This is a genomic window from Methylocystis rosea SV97, assembly GCF_000372845.1.
Lineage (GTDB): Bacteria > Pseudomonadota > Alphaproteobacteria > Rhizobiales > Beijerinckiaceae > Methylocystis > Methylocystis rosea.
The window spans coordinates 2,153,761-2,171,289 of sequence record NZ_KB889963.1 but is presented as its reverse complement, the minus strand read 5'-3'; the positions used below and the strand labels follow the sequence as shown (position 1 = coordinate 2,171,289).

Sequence of the window (17,529 nt, the reverse complement as noted above, 5' to 3'; positions counted from 1 at the left end):
GGTCACGACCCGATCATTCCGATGCGACGAATGATCGGGACTAAGTCGTAACCTCGCCGGCCGCCAAGGGTTCCCCCCTTCGCGCTTTCAGGTCGCCAATCTCGTCGCGCCAGCCGCCTAATGGAGGCGCTTGGCGTGCTTGATGCCATAAAGGAGGTAGATCGCGATCCCGATGACGGTCCAGATCAGCAGCCGGAGCCAGGTGTCGAGCGGAAGCGCGACCATCAGCGCGAAACAGGACAAAATGCCGGCGACCGGCAACCATGGGATTCCCGGCGCGCGGAACGGACGCCTGATTTCCGGATGCATTTTGCGCAGTTTGATCACCGCCAGGCAGACAAGCGCGAAGGCCGCCAGCGTGCCGATGCTCACCATCTCCCCAAGCACATCGAGCGGCAATAGACCTGCCGCGAGCGCAACGACCACGCCGACCAGGATCTGGCTCACGGCGGGCGTGCGCCATTCCGGGTGAAGCCTTGCGAAGATCGGCGGCAGCAGGCCGTCATGCGCCATCGCGAAGAAGATCCGCGTCTGTCCGTAGAGCAGCACCAGAATCGCCGTCGTCAGTCCGGCAAGCGCGCCGAGTTTCACGGCCCAGGCGAGCCACGACACGCCGGTGCGATCCATTACCAGCGCCATGGGATCGGGGACGCCGAGCTCCTTGTAGTTTACGACGCCAGTAGCGACCGCCGCGACGGCGACGTAAAGGATCGTGCAGATGATGAGCGAGCCGATAATGCCGATCGGCACGTCCCGTTGTGGATTATGCGCCTCCTGCGCAGCGGTCGAGACGGAGTCGAATCCGATATAGGCGAAGAACACCACCGAAGCGCCGCGCACGACGCCGCTCCAGCCGTATGTGCCGAACTCGCCGGCGTTCTCCGGAATGAGCGGCGACCAATTGGCTTGGTCGATATGCGCAGCGCCGACAACGATCACCATCAGCACGACCACGACCTTGATCGCGACGATGATATTATTGAAGAGCGTCGACTCGCTCGTGCCACGCACGAGCAGCGCGGTGAGCAACAGGATGATCACAGCGGCGGGGACGTTAAACAACCCATGCACAGCGCCGGGCGGCGCCCCAGGCGCTGTCGGATCGGCGAAAAAGGCGGTGGTCAGCTCGGGCGGCACATGGATCCCGAGCCCTTGCATCACGCGATTGAAGTAGCCGGCCCAGCCAACGGCGACCGTTGCGGCGCCAGCGGCATATTCCAGAATGAGATTCCAGCCGATGATCCAGGCGAAAATCTCGCCGAGCGTCACATAAGTGTAGGTGTAGGTGCTCCCCGCGACGGGAATGAGCGACGCAAGCTCCGCGTAGCAGAGGGCGACAAAGGCGCAGGCGAGCCCCGATAGAATAAAAGAGATCATCACGCCGGGTCCGGCATAGTTCGCCGCCGCCGTGCCGGTCAGCACGAAAATGCCGGCGCCGATGATTCCGCCGACTCCGAGCGACATCAACGACGCCCAGCCGAGCGCGCGCTTGAGGCCGTCTCCTTCGGCGGCGTGATCGGCGATGATCTTGTGAACGGATTTGCGGTTCAGATAGCTCTTGCTGGCGCCCTCGAACAAACGTCCCCCTTTCGAATTCGCGACGTGGCGAGCGCGCCGCGCCTTCGGCGGCGCCGATTATCGTTGCGGCGCCAAAACATACAAGCGGAAAGACGGAGAGAAGCGAAACGCGATCGCGGCGCGCGTCAATTAGCGTTCCAGATCCATGACTTCGACACCGTCTGCGCGCCGCGGCGCGCTCCGTCCGGCTTGCCTTGCAGCAGCCTTTGCTATAGCACGACTCGAGCGCGGCGTCGGCCGCCTGTTAAGGGGTCGAGCTCGAGAATGACGTCATGAGCCAGAAGCCCATCAATTATCTGCGCCTGTCGACGCTCGTCGCCGTGGCGATCTTAGTTGGCACCGAGCTTGTCGGCGCATCCTGGGCCGCGGGCTGGGCGCTGGGCGGGCTTTTTCAGCTTGATCCCCTCATCAGCCGCTCGCTCGAAATCATCTTCTCCCTCGCCGGGCTAATCGGACTCTACTTCTTCATGCGGACCGCCATCCGCAATGAGCCGATTCGCGGCTAATTAGGGTCCTGCGCTTTAATGTCTCGCGCCCCCCGACAGGCTCGCGGCGGCGGTAGACCCAGGCGCGCATCTCCCAAACTTCGCAACAAGGACGCCGAGATGGTCGAGAAGCAGGATCGTCGCTCGTTTATCAAAGCGGCGGCGGCGACGAGCGCCTTGGGCGCAGTCGGCGCGCCCCGCAGCGAGGCGGCGACAAGCGTCTCCAATCTTCGGCTCGGCGAAGCGCGGCCATTCTCCTTCGAGACGCTCAAGCAGACGGCGCAGCGCCTTATCAAAGAGCCTTACCGCAAGCCGAATATCCCTGCCCCCGAGATCACCTCGCAGATCGACTACGAGAAGTGGGGACAGATCTCCTACAACACCGATCACGCGCTTTTCGCCGACACCAAGGACCGCTTCCCCGTAGAGTTCTTCCACCTTGGGATGTTCTTCAAGAAGGCCGTGCGCATGAATGTCGTCGAAAACGGCGAGGCGCGCGAGGTTCTTTACGATACGAGCTACTTCAATATGCCGGCGGATTCGATCGCGCGCCAACTGCCGCCCGGCGCCGGCTTCGCGGGATTTCGCATTCAGGAGGCCAAGGACGGCGCGCTCGACTGGAAGAAAAACGACTGGGTGGCGTTTCTGGGCGCGTCATATTTCCGCGCGATCGGCGAATTGCGCCAGTATGGCATGTCGGCCCGCGGCGTCGCGCTCGATACCTGGCAGGCGGGGTCGAACGAAGAATTCCCCGATTTCACTGAAATTTACATCGGCCCGGAGACCGCCGACGGCGTCGTCCTGCATGCGCTGCTAGAAGGGCCGTCGATCGTCGGCGCCTATCGCTTCCTGATGACGCGCGGCAAGGGCGTCGTCATGGACATCGACTGCTCGCTGCATTTGCGCGGCGCCTTCACGCGCTTTGGCGTCGCGCCGCTCACCTCGATGTTCTGGTTCTCGGAGACCGCGAAACCGACGGCCATCGATTGGCGGCCGGAAGTGCATGATTCCGATGGATTGAGCATGTGGACAGGCGCAGGCGAGCGCTTGTGGCGGCCGTTGAACAATCCGAACCGGGTCATGGCGTCGGCGTTTGGCGACAATAATCCCAAGGGCTTCGGCCTGATGCAGCGCGACCGCAATTACGATCATTATCTCGACAACGTCTTCTATGATCGCCGTCCGAGCGTCTGGATCGAACCCAAGGGCGACTGGGGCAAGGGCGCGATTCAGCTAATCGAAATTCCGACGGACGACGAGATCCACGACAATATCGTCGTCATCTGGGCGCCCGAGAAGCCCGCCGTTCCCGGCGCCTCCTTCGAATATTCCTATCGGCTGCACTGGCTTGCGGACGAGCCCTACCCGACCAAACTCGCGCGCTGCGTCGCGACGAGGCTCGGCAACGGCGGCCAGCCCGGCAGGCCTCGACCCAAGGGAGTAAGGAAGTTCATGGTGGAGTTTCTAGGCGAGCCGCTCGCGAAACTTCCCTTCGGCGTGAAACCCGAACCCGTGTTATGGGCGTCGCGCGGAACGTTCTCCTACGTGTTCACAGAGGCGGTTTTTGACAATGTGCCGGGCCATTGGCGGGCGCAATTCGACCTGACCGTGGAAGGCTCTGAGCCAGTGGAGATGCGCCTGTTCCTCAAGAACGGCGATGACGTGCTTTCGGAAAATTGGCTGTATCAGTATCACCCGCTCTAACGCGGGCGATTGACACTCCCGCCGTCTTCAGGCCAAGACTTCGGTGAGTTGCAAAGAGGCATCATACGGAAGGCCTTCCTCGCTTCGTTCGCACCGCCTCTAAGGCTGCGGACGTTCATTCGCGAATGCGCCGGGAAATTGGACAATGACGAAAAGAATTACCGAGTGTCGCGTTAGCGGCTCCACCAATCTCGTCTCGGTTCTGGCGCTCGGCGACCAGGCGCTCACGGGCGTTTTTCCGAGCTCTCGCGAAACGCCTGTGACGGTCGGCCCTCTGGAGCTCGTCTGGTGCCCTGATTCAGGCCTGCTGCAGCTCGCGCACAGCTATGAGGCAAGCGAGATGTATGGCGAGAACTACGGTTATCGCTCGGGCCTCAATCAGTCGATGGTGCGACACCTGACCCAGAAGATCGCCCATCTCGAGCGATTCGCCGATCTCAAGCCCGGCGACGCGGTGCTCGACATCGGCTCAAACGACGCGACGTCTCTCAAGGCCTATACGACGTCGAGCTTGACGCGCATCGGCATTGATCCCACCGGCGCCAAGTTCCGACAATATTATCCAGACGATATCAAGCTTGCGCCGGAGTTCTTCTCTTCACAGGCGTTTGAAAAGCTCTCGCCGAAGCGGGCAAAGATCGTCACGTCAATCGCGATGTTCTACGATCTCGATGATCCCGTCTGGTTCGCCCGCGAAGTCGCCAAGGCGCTCGCGCCCGACGGGGTATGGCATTTCGAGCAGAGCTATATGCCGTCAATGCTGCGGCTCACCTCCTACGACACGATCTGCCACGAGCACATCGAATATTACTCGCTGGGGGTCATCGAGAAAATTCTCGGCGCGGCCGATCTCCAGATTCTCGACGTGCAGATGAACGCGGTCAACGGCGGCAGTTTCGCCGTCACCGCCGGCCACAAGAACGCGCAGCGCAAGCGCAATCTCGCGGTGATCGACTGGCTCTTGGCGCAAGAGGAGCGGATGGGGCTGAACACGCCTCGTCCCTACCGCGATTTCGAAGATCGCGTGTTCCGCCATCGCGAGGACCTGCGCCGCCTGCTGCGCGCACTCAAGGACGACAACAAGCGGATCCTCGGCTACGGCGCCTCGACCAAGGGCAATGTGGTGCTGCAATTCTGCGACATCGGCCCCGACCTCGTCGAGGCGATCGCCGAGGTCAATCCCGACAAATTCGGTTGCTTCACGCCCGGCTCACATATCCCGATCGTCTCGGAAGCCGAGGCCCGGGCGATGAAGCCGGATTACTTCCTCGTGCTTCCCTGGCATTTCAAGGACGGGATATTGGCGCGGGAGCAGGAATATCTCGCCAGCGGCGGCAAGATGATCTTCCCCTTTCCGGAGATCGAGATCGTCTGATCAACTCAACGCACCCATTTTGGAGTTGAAGCAATGCTAGCGGGCCTCATTGTCTCACACAAAGGCGAACATTGCGGCGTCTATCAATATGGCCGGAACTTATATGACGTCTTGACGAAAGATCAGACGATCAACTGGTCCTATGTAGAATGCGCGGGATTCGAGGAATTAAAGACCGCCGTCCACGACTCGAAGCCTGACGTCATTCTCTTCAATCATCATCCAAGCACAATGAACTGGCTTGCGACGGCGCCGACGGCGGAGCTCGGCGCGACGCTCTTTGGCCTCCTTCATCAGGTGACCCAGGAAATCGCCGATCGTGCGAGTGTCGCACCGTTCGATTTCCTCATTTGCCTCGATCCGACGCTCGTTCCCCGAAATCCCGCGCTACTGCGCGCGCCGCGGTTTCTTCCAGCCTACCCGGCAAAATCACCGCAGCCGCCCGAGGTCTTCACGATCGGCTCTTTCGGCTTCGCGACGCCGGGCAAAGGCTTCGATCGGCTCTGCGAGCTGGTGAACGACCAGTTCGACCGCGCCGTGATTCGAATCAACCTCCCCCCGCATGATGACCCCAGCATCGTGCCTGAGTCCCGCTTCGCCGAAACAGTCGAGAAATGCAGTAAAGCAATCACCAAACCTGGTATTGAGTTGCAGGCGACGAGCCATTTTTTTGACAATGCGCAGATCGTTGAGTTTCTTGCCTCGAATACGATGAATGCTTTCGTCTATGACGACATGTCGTCCGGCATATCAAGTTGCGTCGACTTTGCTTTGGCGTCGGGACGTCCTTTCGCACTGACGCGCTCGGCGATGTTTCGCCACATGTTTCACGTTAATCCTTCGATCTTCATCGAAGATCGCGACCTCATCGATATCGCCGAAGGCGACACGTCCATGCTCAAAGCGCTGCGCGACGCCGCTGCGCCGGAGAAAGTGGCGGCCGAGTTGAATCGGTCCATGATCGACGCGATGAGAGCGCGAGAGGCGAGCCGCGCCACGCCCGATCGACGCGGCTTCAACAAGATTCTCGACGATCGCTCGCGGGCCGCTTATAGCGACGCGATCAGCGATCTTGCACAACATGTCCCAGACATGCTCGCCCGCAAGATCGAACGCGCGAATATTCAGCAAGGCTTTGCGCTCGACGCCGCTCAGCGCTTTCTTGCCGAATGCCCTAACGCCCGCATCCTGGCGGCAGGCTCCTTTGAAGACACCGCCGTCGCGACGCTCTGCGAGCAAGGCTACCGGATCGATGAGATTGATCCGAACGTCAATGGAATGACGTTGCTCGATTTCTATCGCTCTCCTGGGGCCCGGCTAGGCTCGTATGACCTGTGCCTCAGCGTATCGGTTCTTGAACATGTGGCGGATGACGAGCAATTCGTCCGCATTATCAGCGAATTCCTCCGGCCAGGCGGCCTCGCGGTGCTGACCGTGGATTTCAAGGAAAGCTGGCGACCGGGACAAATCAAGCCGATCGTCGATCACCGGCTGTACACGACTCATGATTTGCGTGACAGGTTGATCAACGCCATGGGAGAATGCGCGCTTGTCGACCCGCCAATCTGGTCCGAAGGGGTCGAAGATTTCGAGTATGAAGGCAGCGAATACGGCTTTGCGGGCTTCGTATTCAGAAAGCTCGACGCCGACACCGTTCGCATGGCGAACGCGCAACCTGTGTGGCGGGAATTGCTCGCGCAATCGCCAGGGTCGAGCATTCCTCGAGAGGACAAGATGACCGCTATCAAACGCATTTTTGGCGTCGGGCGGTGAATTGACAATCAAACCACAGGGCAGGACTCCATGACGGCCGAAAAAGACGTGGACATCCTGGTCCACGATAAATTCTTCAAGGATAAGAGCGAGCCGGGCGTATTTGTCGAGGTTGGCGCCGCCCTTCCCGACTATCTGTCCATCAGCGCAAGGTTTCGCGACCTTGGGTGGAAGATCGTCGCGGTCGAGCCAAATCCGGAATTTTGCCAGGCCCATCGAAGCCGCGGGCACCAGATCTATGAATACGCCTGCAGCGACGTCGACGCCGACGACATTGATTTCTTCGTCGTCGACTCTCAGGGCGCCGATTACCTAGGCGGGTCCGTTTCCTTCGAGTCTTTCTCGTCTCTCGGCATAAAAGACGAGTTCGCCGAGCTTCACGAGACGGTCAAGAACAACACGCGCGTCAAGACGGTGCCCGTCAAAGTGAGGCGGTTAGACACCATTTTGAAGGAACATGAGCCCGAAATCGATCATATCGACATACTCGCGATCGACGTCGAAGGCTGGGAGCTGAACGTATTACGAGGACTGTCGCTGGAAAAGTATAATCCCAGCGTCGTCATCCTCGAAAACCTCTTTAATAAGGAGGAGTACGTCGAGTTCATGAAAAAAGCCGGCTACGCCATGTGGAGTCGCCTTGAGCCAAATGACGTCTATGTCGCGAAAAGCTTCGCCAATATTGAGGAACCGAGAAAGCCTCTATGGTCTCGCCTGTTAGGATTTGTGGCGAAGCTTAAAAAGTAACGGGTCGCGCTGAACGTGCGCGGCGCCGTTTACGGCACGGCCCACACGGCCAAACATCCGAGCGCGCTATTCCACCCTTTTTTCATAGGCCGCCCAAAGCCTATCGCCCAATCGCGTTAGAGACTTGGCCTTTGAGTACTTTCCGAGCGTCGACAGGGTTTCTGCGGATTTTTTAAGGACGGAGGCTGGGACGTAACGCTTGACGACTGCGGGTAGCTCTTCTTGCGCGTCGCCTGCGTTCAAGCCGGAAATCAAGCGCTGCCTTGATGGAGGCGAGTTTTCAACGAACTGCTTTGGCCATTCCGTTACACGGCCTATATGGCGCGCCCAAGCCGCCCTGTAACTACAGAACAATATGTGCTGTGTGTACCCGGAAACGTTCGAACCGCCGGCATGCACGGTATTATGCAAAAATAGAATGGCGTCGCCCGCTTTCGCCAGCAATGTGACAGCCTCCTCCTTCAGGCTCTCCATGTCCGTTCCGGGCTCAAGGTGAAAGTAGTTGTGACTGCCGGGCACAACCGCGAATGGCGCGTGCTCGAATGTCATATCACTCAAGTAGCAAGCGACATTGACCCATAAGGCGTTGGAGTTCCGGTAGTCGCCCTCGCGCTCCAAGATGCCGTAGTCAACATGCAACGCCGTTCGATGAGGATCGCTGACTCCTTGCTTGGAATGCTTGGGGACATAAGCGCCTTTGAAGCAGATGAAGTTGGAGCCGAGAATACTCGTGAGCGCTGAAACAAGCTTTGGATGATCAACCATCGGTGCAAAGGATGGCGCGGAACAGAAGGCTTCGCTCATATCGATTTTCTTTTCGGCGAGTCCGTACTGCTCAATTTCCTTGTGCATTAAATCGACTTCTTCAGGGGTAAAAAGCTGAGGGATCACCAAGAAGCCGTTCTTCGCAAAGAACGCGCGTTGGTCGGTCGCACTCATCGCCGCCCAGTCATACTGGAAAATGTTCTTCGGAATCTCCATCTTTACTTCTCCAACCGCTGGCTCGCTCCGCAATTTAGCGGAAAACATGTCCGACCGCCAAACTCGAGGCTACGCACGTTAAGAGTAGGGATAAGCGTCGTCTGACAGCGCATTTGTGGTTTTGCTCGTCTCAAAACATTGTTGCTTGCGTGAAGTGGTCATCCAGCGTGCCGTTCGTCCATCTTTCCGCTCGGCGATCTCTGTTTCTCATGATGCGCGCTGAGTTCAGGCTGTTGCCGTCTGAAGCGCTCAGCCGACATCGTCGCATAGGCGAATTTCGCGCGCAGATTGCCGATTGAAAAATCGGAATAGACCTTTTTCATCAGGCTATCCATCAGCGTGCGGCTTTCGCCGGCCGGATTGACGAAGCACATGAATTTTCCAAGCTGCATCGCCAGCGGATGGAACTCGTGTCTGATCACGCGCCGCACGTGGAAGGCCTCGATGCTGTCGTGGCCGAAGAAGTGGTCGGCGATATTGTGGAATCCGTCGATGGCGATGCGATAGCGATTGACCATCCCGCCGCCTGCGAAGGAGTCATTGTCTGGGCGCCGGTCCAGCAGCGCGCCAGAGAGAACTTTGATGCTTAAGCCGCCGGGCATCAGTTCGAAAAAGCGCGCCACATGCCCCCAGCAGCTGCCGACGAATTCCTCATTGAGCGGCACGCGATTCCACGTCGAGCGCTTCACGATGATTCCGCCGATGAAGCTCAAGAATGCTTCGGTGTTGACCGCCTTGCTGAAATAGTCGCGGCGGCTGCGCATATCTGAAAGCTCGAAGACGGCGCCGTCCTCGCACGCGACGGTCGGATATTCGGTCCAGCTGTCGTGATAAAAATAATACTCCATGTGCTTGCACAGATAGAGATCATGGCCGCTTTGAATTTCGTTGAGCGCGCGACGCAGCGCGCCCGGCCGCATGATGTCGTCGCCGCTGAACAGCCAGCAATAATCGCCGGTCGCGGGCTCAACGGACTTCGCCATGTCGCGGTCGATGCCGCCTTTCTGAGGCTGACGCACATATTTGATATTGGGATGCTTGCGCTCATAGCCCGCGAGAATTTCCGCGGTGTTGTCGGTCGAAGCGCCGTCGAGGATGACGATTTGCACCTCATCTCCACCGTCCTGCCCAAGGATCGAATCGAGAGTTTCAGGAATGAATTTCGCGAAATTATAGATGGGAATGCAGATGGAAAGGCTGGCGGTCATCGACGCAAGATCCCTACGCGAGAGTTGAGAGCCCTCGCTGCGCTTCAATCGGCCGGAAGATAGGCGGAAGCGGCAGTTGAGGCAACGCGGCGATCCGTGACTTCATTCGGTGGCTCTAGGACCTTGGCCAGTTCGACGGCGTCGATCTGATAGTGATCTCCCCGCACCATTGAGACAAGACGTGCGGCCGATTGTCGCCAGGTCGTTACCGTCGGGGCCTTCATCTCTCTTACTTCAAAGAGCGCTTCGCGCACGCGCTCGGCAAGTGCCGGCGCGTCGAGCACGTCGAAATAGACAGCCCCGTCGCCGCCGACTTCGCGGAAAACCGGGATATCGCTTGCGATCACCCGCGCGCCGTGATGCGCGGCTTCGATCAGCGGCATGCCGAAGCCCTCGACGAAGGATGGAAAGATCAACCCCCGCGCGCGCGGATAGAGGTGTGAAAGATCGGCGTCGCTCGCATTGTCGAGCCAGAACAGCCGGCGTCCGTATTCGCTGTGTTGTCTGATACGGCGTAGCAGCGCCCGCGTGTTCCAGCCCGGCCGGCCGACGATCACGTAACGCGTCTCGCACCCTTCCGCCCAAAGACGTTCAAACGCGTCCAAAGCGATCGGATAGGCCTTGCGCGGCTCGAGCGTGCCGACGCTCATGAAGAACGGCGCCGGCGCTGAAGCGATGCGCTCGACGGCCTTTGAGGGCGCTTCCTGAGCGCCAGCGCTAAAATCGGCGCCAAGCGGCCACCAGCCGATCCGCATATTCGCGGGCGTCGCGAGACCCTGTTCCCGCACGTAGTCCACGAGGTCCCTTGCGACGCTCTGCGAAATGCAGACGATGGCGTCGGATTGCAGCAGCACCTTCTCGAACCAGGGCGTGAAGGGCGCGCTGTTCTTTAAGGCGGTCGCGGCGGGATAACGCAAGGGAATGAGATCATAGAGGCCGCCGACGACTTCGGCGCCAACCTCATGCGCTGCGCTCAAGAGCGGCGGATATTCCTCGACGAAGCCCCATCCGGAGTCGAGCAAGAGCAGCGTGTCGCCCGATTGCAATTCAACCGCGTCTGGCAAATTGTCGTGCTGAAAATGGCCATACAAGCGGCCCGCTTCCAGATAGACCGGAAGCGCTTCGCCGCTTTCGACGCAGGCGCGCGCGATTTCACGCACCACGCGCTGGACGCCGGTATGGCCGCGAAAGCGATGCGTCGCCGTCATATCGATGAGCAGACGATTGTGCGCCGCTGGCGGGGGGATGTCGCCTTGGAGGCGCGTGCGCAGCGCCTGCGCCTTCGCGGCGTCCGGCGCGCGCCAGCGCCCGTCGTGCAGGCGGCTCAGGCCGAGCAGGCGAGAGAGCGTCCAATAAAGCTCCAACGCCTTGGCGTAGACGAGTCGAATGCGCGGATCAACGTCATACTGCTCGATATCGCTCAACTCGCGATGCAACTCCTTGAGCAGATAGGCGTCGATCTCCTCCTTCATTCCCGCTCTCCGCAGTTCGCTCGCGCCGCCTTTCGCCTTGCCGCCCGTTCGGACGGATCTCGCAAGAAAGCTAAAGCGTGCGGCCAACGGCCACTCTGCTGGAAGGCATCGGAAAAATCACGATATTTCCGCCCTGCCCGGATGCGGCGATCACCGCCGCCGCGATGTCCGCCGACGCTTCGCTCACGCAGCGCCGCAAAAATGAATCGGCGGCGCCTTCGTAATTCATGCTCAGCAAGTCATGCGCGCATTGTTCTGCGCGCACGAGCGAGATTTCCGCCAATGGCGGGACAGGATCAGCGCTCGACAAATTGGAGAGTGCGTTCAACTCGCATTCGAGCGATCGACGCGCGAAGTCCGGCAGCGCCGCAAGCACTTGGCGCTCGAAATGGGTCCGAAGCTTATTCGCGGCGTCTTCAAAGAATGCACAAGCTTGGCTGTCCGCCGAAAGCTTAGCATTATTCGCATTCATCCTACATCCTTCCCGAAGCGCAAAGTCTAGGCTTTAAGACACAAGCAAGACGGCAGCTTTTTTGCTCCGGCATCTACCTCAAAGACACAATTACGGCAAACAAAAGGAGACGCTAAAATTATCGAGCCCGCGGGCGCTTAGGCGGTCAGGCTATGGGCCGTGTGGCGACAAGCCAAGCGACATCTCCCGGTTGCACGAAACTTAGACGTGAACTCGAGACATGAGATCAGCCGGCTCGACGACGTTTTACGCTGGTTCGGTCGCATAGCCCGCCAGTTCGAGAAGACGCCGCACGCCGACCGGCTCTTCGCTTAGCAGCGGCACGACGGCGTAACGGCGCGCATGGGTTGTTGCCACTTTCTCGACCTCGCGCAGTTCATTTTTCGCGCGCTGTTGCAACAAGGGCGACTGCGGACGCGACGCCGCGACGCTGTTATTGATGACCCACGCCCAAGGCTCGATCCCGGCACGGCGCAAATCGGCTTGCAGGTTGGCGGCTTCCAAGACGGGCGTCGTTTCCGCGAGCGTCACGAGCAAAACCTTGGTTCTGCGCGCGTCCTGTAGCTGCATCATCGGCGTGGTGTAATGCGCGCCCTTGGCGTCCAGCATACGGGCGACTTCGCGGTGATAGGCGCCCGTCGCATCGAGGAGCAGCAGCGTGTGGCCGGTCGGCGCGGTGTCCATGACGACGAACTTCTCGCCCGCTTCGCGGATGACGCGCGAGAAGGCCTGAAAGACGGCGATTTCCTCCGTGCAGGGCGAGCGTAGATCCTCTTCGAGCAAAGCCCGTCCCTGCGCGTCGAGGTTCGCGCCTTTCGTTCTCAGCACCTCTTGCCGGTAACGTTCAGTTTCGGCGTGCGGGTCGATGCGGCTTACGGTCAGATTGTCGAGCGAACCATGCAGCGTTTCGGCGAGATGCGCGGCTGGGTCGGAGGTGGTGAGATGGACGGGCAGTCCGCGATGCGCCAACTCGACGGCGACCGCCGCCGCAAGCGTCGTTTTGCCGACGCCGCCCTTGCCCATCAGCATGACGAGGCCATGCCCATCGGCGGCGATGCCGTCCACCAGTTCCGATAGGCTTGGCGCGCGCAGCTCGACGGGTTCGCCAACCGCCGCGTCAATATGCGGCGGCGTCGCAACGAGGAGCTGACGCAACGCATCAAGTCCGACGAGATTGAAGGGCTTCAAAGGCACATAGTCGCAGGGCAAGCTGCGAAGCGCACCCGGCGTCTCCGCCAAAGCAGCCTGCTCGCGCGCGTAAAGGGCGGCGGCGAGCGCATCGAGCGCCGCCTCTTCCTTCGGCAGTAGACCATTCACGACGAGGAATTGCTGATTGAGGCCAATCGCCGCCAGCTCCTCGTGCGTGCGCCCGGCTTCGCGCAGCGCGGAATTTTGCGCACGGGCGACGAGGATCAGGCGGGTGCGCTGACCGTCGGCCAAAGCGGCGACCGCGGCGCTGTATTGGGCGCGCTGCTTTTCCAATCCGGCAAGCGGACCGAGGCAGGAGGCGTCGCCTTTCCCCGCCTCAAGGAAGCCGCTCCAGGCGACAGGGAGCTGCAACAGGCGGATGGTGTGGCCGGTCGGGGCCGTATCGAAAATAATATGATCGTATGCCGATGTAATGGCGGCGTCCGTCAACAGCGCGGTGAATTCGTCGAAGGCGGCGATTTCCGTCGTGCAGGCTCCCGAGAGCTGCTCTTCGATGCCCTTCACCAAGGCTTCCGGCAGCTTGCCGCGCACGGGGCCGACGATGCGGTCGCGATAGGCTTGCGCGGCGGCCTGCGGGTCAATCTCCAGCGCGAACAGGTTCGGCACGGCGTCAATCGCCGTGATCTTATCGCCGATGCCGACTCCAAACACCTGCCCGACATTCGACGCCGGATCGGTGCTGACAAGCAGCACGCGGCGTCCGGCTTCAGCAAGCTCTATCGCCGTCGCGCAGGCGATCGAGGTTTTCCCGACGCCTCCTTTGCCCGTGAAGAAGAGGAAGCGTGGAGCCTGTTCAAGAAATTTCATATCGACCTTTCAGCAGCAGGACGAACCGCTACAGCACGCGCCTGACTTCGCTTCCTCCACCTCTTTGACGCCCGCCCAGCGCGCAAGTTCCTCACGGTTCGGATAGCGTCCGGCGAGCGCGATCTCGCCATCAATGAGGATCAGCGGCAAAGCTTCCTGCCCCGAGCGTTCGAGAAAGCCTTTAACGGTCGCATTTTCAGCAAAGACCATGGGCTCCTGGGCGAGATTGAAACGCTCGATGTGCGCGCCGTTCTGCTTCGCCCAGTCAACGTCGGCAGAGAAGGTCACAAGCGCCTGATCGGTCTCGACGCCGCAGACGCCCGTGCTGCAACACAGGGCGGGATCAAAAACTTGAATGGTCGTCATATTCGTCCTTTCAGGATTGAGGTTGAGCAGCCCTGCCGACGACGACTTCGCCATCTTCCTTGGTGAATTCGCCAATGGCAGGATTGGGGAGGATGTCGAGCACGGCTTCCGAGGGACGGCACAGCCGTGCGCCCTTCGGCGTTACGACGATCGGACGATTGATGAGGATCGGATGTTCGAGCATGAAGCCGATCAATTCCTCTTCCGACCACTTTGAATCGCCAAGGCCGAGCGCGTCATAGGGCGTGCCTTTCTGGCGAAGCAGATCGCGCGCTGAAATGCCCATGGCGTTGAGCAGCTCGACCAGTCGCTCGCGCGTTGGCGGGTCTTTCAGATATTCGATGACGACCGGCTCTTCGCCGCTTTGGCGGATCATCGCGAGCGTGTTGCGCGACGTGCCGCAGGCGGGGTTGTGATAGATGGTGATGGTCATCGCTCAGGCGTCCGTTTTGTGGCCGTGGCTTGCGCCTGAAACGGTCTCAGTCATTCTGAGCTCCAGAACAACAGGCGGCTTCAATCACAGGCGCTGGCTTCGCGCCGCAGCAGGCGGAGGACTCCTCCTTCACGACGCTCGTGCGGAATCCTGCAAGCGCTGCATCGTCGCCGTAAATCGTGCTCTCGCCGGTCGTCAGGAAGGACTCCCACAAAAGCCCTTGCGGATCGGAGGTCCACGCTTTTTCGGACTTTGCGTAGCAGCAGATCGTGGCGCCTTCCTCCAGCACGGGCCGTTCGGCCTGTTGCAGGCGCTGATAGACTTCTTTCAGCTCTTCGGGCGTCTCGACCTCAATCCCGAGATGATCGACCCCCGCCTCTCCGCCGCGCGCCGATATGGCGAAGTTCACGCGCGGATCATCCAGCATCCATTTCGCGTAATCGGGTTTAGCGACGGCCGGCGCCGACCCGAAAAGCGCGCTGTAAAACCGGATGGACCCCGCAAGGTCATCAACGGACACGTGCACGTGCAGGCGTTTCATGACGTTCCTCTGGTTGGCAAGTCGAAGGAGTGGCGGGCTCGCATGAGGCAGCAGCGCCTTGGCAGCAATTCTCGGTCATGTAGGCGAGCAGCGCGTTCATGACCGGATAAGCCGCCGAGTAGATCAGCGACCGGCTTTCGCGCCGAAAAGTGATGAGGTCGGCGTGCTTGAGCTGGCTCAGGTGGAAAGACAGCGTCGCCGCCGGTAGCGCGAGCCGCTCGCCGATTTGCCCCGCGGCAAGCCCCTTAGGTCCAGCTTGCATGAGCAGCCGGAAAATATCGAGCCGCGTCTCGTGGCCGAGCGCGACAAGTGCGGCTAGGGCTTCCTGCTTTTCCATATTTCTAATATGATGGAAATATAGAAGGCGTCAATACCGTCGAGACGTCGATTCCCCGTTGTGCCGGTCGAGAGACTTCCGGCGCGTCGCGCTCCGTCGCATTGAGTCAAAAACGAAAGGAAAGTGTCGTATCGAGACGTTGAATGGAGCGTGCATGACGCGACCTATGCCGTTGAGACTAAATCTACAATGCTGACACATCAGCATATTAGATTCGCCGTAGCGCCGATGATGGATTGGACGGATCGGCACTGCCGATACTTCCATCGCCTGTTATCGCGCCGCGCGCGCCTTTATACGGAAATGCTCACGACGGGCGCCGTGATCCACGGCGACCGCGCGCGGCTGATGGCGTTCGACCCGTTTGAGCAGCCGGTCGCCATGCAGCTCGGCGGCGCAGAACCCGCTGCGCTGGCGACGTCGGCGGTTCTCGTCGAAAAATTCGGCTATGCGGAAGTCAATCTCAACGTCGGCTGCCCGTCGGATCGCGTGCAGAACGGCGCGTTCGGCGCCTGTCTCATGCGCGAGCCTGCGCGCGTCGGCGACTGTATCAAAGCGATGAAGGACGCCGTCGCCATTCCCGTCACCGTGAAATGCCGCATCGGCGTCGACGATCAGGAGCCGGAACAGGCGCTGTTTGCGCTTGCGGAAGCCTGCGTCGAAAGCGGCGCCGACGCGCTGTTCGTGCATGCGCGAAAGGCCTGGCTCAAGGGGCTCTCGCCCAAGGAAAACCGGGATGTCCCGCCGCTGGACTATCCGCTGGTGCACCGTCTCAAGCGCGCGCTGCCGGACGTTCCGATCGCCATCAATGGCGGGCTGACGCGGATCGCCGAAATGCAGGAGCAGCTGCAGTTCGTCGATGGAGTGATGATCGGCCGCGCCGCCTATCATGATCCCGCGTTGCTGCTTGAGGTCGACCCACAATTGTTCGGCGAGCCCGCGCCGGTCGCCAACCTCTTTGACGCCGTGGACGCGTTCCTCCCCTACGTCGAGCGCGAACTCGCGAAAGGTGAGCGGCTCTCAGCGATGACGCGTCATCTGCTCGGCCTCTTCGCCGGCATGCCGGGCGCACGGTCGTTCCGTCGGCGGCTGGCGCTCGAAGCCGTCAAACCTGGCGCCGGAGTCGAAACGCTGCTTGGGGCCGTGAATGAAGTTTGCACGGCCATTGCGCGCCTCGCCGAAGCGGAAGCAGAAAAACCCGCCAACGCCGAACCTGCCGAGATCGCCTGAGATCAAACCGCCGATAGCGTCGCCAGAATAGCGATCTCTGCGAGTTGCTGCGCGGCGCCAAGCACATCGCCCGTGTAGCCGCCAATCTGCTTTTTTGAGAGGTTGGTAATAAGCGCAGCGACGACGAAGGCGGCGAAGATCGCGACTGCGATCTGGATTAAGCCGGCGCCGGCGAGCCAAGGCGCGAGACCAAAGCCGGCGGCCGCGAGCCAGGCGCGAGTCCAAATCTCGCGCGAGGGCGCCGAGACGGTCGCGCCCAGCCCATCGGCGCGCGCTGTCGGAAGACGCATCATCGGCGCCAATCCGGCGACGCGCGACAGGGCGCCCGCGAAGATGAGGGCGCCGGCCGCGAGCGTCCCGCTTCGCTCCAGAATCGACGCGAGCGCCGCGACGCGCAGCAGGATCGAGAAACACAACGCCAGGACGCCATAGGTCCCCACGCGGCTGTCGCGCATAATGGCGAGCTTCGACTCGCGCGTCGCGCCGCCGCCGAACCCATCCGCGACATCCGCGAGTCCGTCCTCGTGCAGCGCGCCTGTGGCGAGTGTGAGGACCGCGACCGCGACGAGCGCGCAGACGAGCGCAGGAAGATGGCAGATGCGCGCCAGGAACAGACCCGCCGCGCCTGTGGCGCCGATCACGGCGCCGGCGATCGGCAGCGCCAGCGCCATGCGCGCAAAATCAAGCGGCGCATGCGCGCCCTCGCCGATTGGAAGGCGCGTATAAAATCGCAAAAAGCTCTGGACGTCGGCGAGGAGCGCGCGCTGCATCGGTTCTATTTTCGGCGCCGCGTCGGATTTGTCGAGAACCC

17 protein-coding genes are annotated in these 17,529 nt (G+C 60.7%); 6 read left to right on the top strand and 11 right to left on the bottom strand.

Annotated features, from left to right (window positions below; genetic code table 11):
* Nucleotides 1-117: 117 nt before the first annotated feature.
* Nucleotides 118-1,578, bottom strand: coding sequence for an amino acid permease (locus tag A3OO_RS0111385; protein ID WP_018407973.1), 1,461 nt, complete (start codon nt 1,576-1,578; stop codon nt 118-120).
* Nucleotides 1,579-1,850: 272 nt separating this feature from the next.
* Between A3OO_RS0111385 and A3OO_RS0111380 the strand changes: the two genes are divergently transcribed.
* The 5 genes from A3OO_RS0111380 (at nt 1,851) to A3OO_RS0111360 (ending at nt 7,662) form a co-directional block, all read left to right on the top strand.
* Nucleotides 1,851-2,084: a hypothetical protein gene (locus A3OO_RS0111380; protein WP_014890049.1), complete on the top strand. Its 234-nt coding sequence runs from the start codon at nt 1,851-1,853 to the stop codon at nt 2,082-2,084.
* Between the two features lie 99 nt (nt 2,085-2,183).
* A complete protein-coding gene (locus tag A3OO_RS0111375; RefSeq protein ID WP_018407972.1) occupies nt 2,184-3,767 on the top strand; it encodes an OpgD/OpgG family glucan biosynthesis protein in 1,584 nt (527 codons plus the stop codon).
* Between the two features lie 145 nt (nt 3,768-3,912).
* Entirely contained in the window at nt 3,913-5,142 is a 1,230-nt protein-coding gene (locus tag A3OO_RS0111370) for a class I SAM-dependent methyltransferase (RefSeq protein WP_018407971.1), read from the top strand.
* Nucleotides 5,143-5,175: 33 nt separating this feature from the next.
* Complete coding sequence (locus A3OO_RS0111365) at nt 5,176-6,915, top strand: methyltransferase domain-containing protein (RefSeq protein ID WP_018407970.1); 1,740 nt, start codon at nt 5,176-5,178, stop codon at nt 6,913-6,915.
* Between the two features lie 30 nt (nt 6,916-6,945).
* The gene (locus A3OO_RS0111360; protein ID WP_018407969.1) at nt 6,946-7,662 is read left to right on the top strand and encodes an FkbM family methyltransferase; all 717 of its coding nucleotides are present in this window, start codon (nt 6,946-6,948) and stop codon (nt 7,660-7,662) included.
* A gap of 66 nt (nt 7,663-7,728) precedes the next feature.
* On the opposite strand, the gene A3OO_RS0111355 is transcribed toward A3OO_RS0111360, so the two are convergent.
* The 9 genes from A3OO_RS0111355 to A3OO_RS0111315 form a co-directional block, all read right to left on the bottom strand.
* A complete protein-coding gene (locus tag A3OO_RS0111355) occupies nt 7,729-8,643 on the bottom strand; it encodes a phytanoyl-CoA dioxygenase family protein (protein WP_018407968.1) in 915 nt (304 codons plus the stop codon).
* Between the two features lie 158 nt (nt 8,644-8,801).
* Nucleotides 8,802-9,851 (bottom strand): glycosyltransferase family 2 protein, encoded by a 1,050-nt coding sequence (locus tag A3OO_RS0111350; RefSeq protein ID WP_018407967.1) that lies wholly within the window; start codon nt 9,849-9,851, stop codon nt 8,802-8,804.
* Nucleotides 9,852-9,895: 44 nt separating this feature from the next.
* The gene (locus A3OO_RS21570; RefSeq protein ID WP_018407966.1) at nt 9,896-11,323 is read right to left on the bottom strand and encodes a glycosyltransferase family 4 protein; all 1,428 of its coding nucleotides are present in this window, start codon (nt 11,321-11,323) and stop codon (nt 9,896-9,898) included.
* Nucleotides 11,324-11,393: 70 nt separating this feature from the next.
* The gene (locus A3OO_RS0111340) at nt 11,394-11,795 is read right to left on the bottom strand and encodes a hypothetical protein (RefSeq protein WP_018407965.1); all 402 of its coding nucleotides are present in this window, start codon (nt 11,793-11,795) and stop codon (nt 11,394-11,396) included.
* A gap of 246 nt (nt 11,796-12,041) precedes the next feature.
* Nucleotides 12,042-13,811, bottom strand: coding sequence for an arsenical pump-driving ATPase (gene arsA, locus A3OO_RS0111335; protein WP_018407964.1), 1,770 nt, complete (start codon nt 13,809-13,811; stop codon nt 12,042-12,044).
* A 9-nt stretch (nt 13,812-13,820) separates the two neighbouring features.
* Complete coding sequence (gene arsD / locus A3OO_RS0111330; RefSeq protein ID WP_018407963.1) at nt 13,821-14,177, bottom strand: arsenite efflux transporter metallochaperone ArsD; 357 nt, start codon at nt 14,175-14,177, stop codon at nt 13,821-13,823.
* A 10-nt stretch (nt 14,178-14,187) separates the two neighbouring features.
* Nucleotides 14,188-14,610 (bottom strand): arsenate reductase (glutaredoxin), encoded by a 423-nt coding sequence (gene arsC, locus A3OO_RS0111325; protein ID WP_018407962.1) that lies wholly within the window; start codon nt 14,608-14,610, stop codon nt 14,188-14,190.
* Between the two features lie 46 nt (nt 14,611-14,656).
* Nucleotides 14,657-15,151 (bottom strand): ArsI/CadI family heavy metal resistance metalloenzyme, encoded by a 495-nt coding sequence (locus tag A3OO_RS0111320; protein WP_018407961.1) that lies wholly within the window; start codon nt 15,149-15,151, stop codon nt 14,657-14,659.
* Nucleotides 15,120-15,488, bottom strand: coding sequence for an ArsR/SmtB family transcription factor (locus A3OO_RS0111315; RefSeq protein WP_018407960.1), 369 nt, complete (start codon nt 15,486-15,488; stop codon nt 15,120-15,122). The genes A3OO_RS0111320 and A3OO_RS0111315 overlap by 32 nt, the downstream gene beginning before the upstream one ends.
* A gap of 189 nt (nt 15,489-15,677) precedes the next feature.
* Here A3OO_RS0111315 and dusA point away from each other — a divergent pair, with 189 nt between their 5' ends.
* On the top strand, nt 15,678-16,718 hold the full coding sequence (gene dusA / locus A3OO_RS0111310) for a tRNA dihydrouridine(20/20a) synthase DusA (RefSeq protein WP_083909756.1): 1,041 nt from the start codon (nt 15,678-15,680) through the stop codon (nt 16,716-16,718).
* 2 nt (nt 16,719-16,720) lie between these two features.
* Here the strand turns inward: dusA and cobS are convergent, their stop codons facing one another.
* On the bottom strand, nt 16,721-17,488 hold the full coding sequence (gene cobS / locus A3OO_RS0111305) for an adenosylcobinamide-GDP ribazoletransferase (protein ID WP_018407958.1): 768 nt from the start codon (nt 17,486-17,488) through the stop codon (nt 16,721-16,723).
* Between the last annotated feature and the right edge of the window lie 41 nt (nt 17,489-17,529).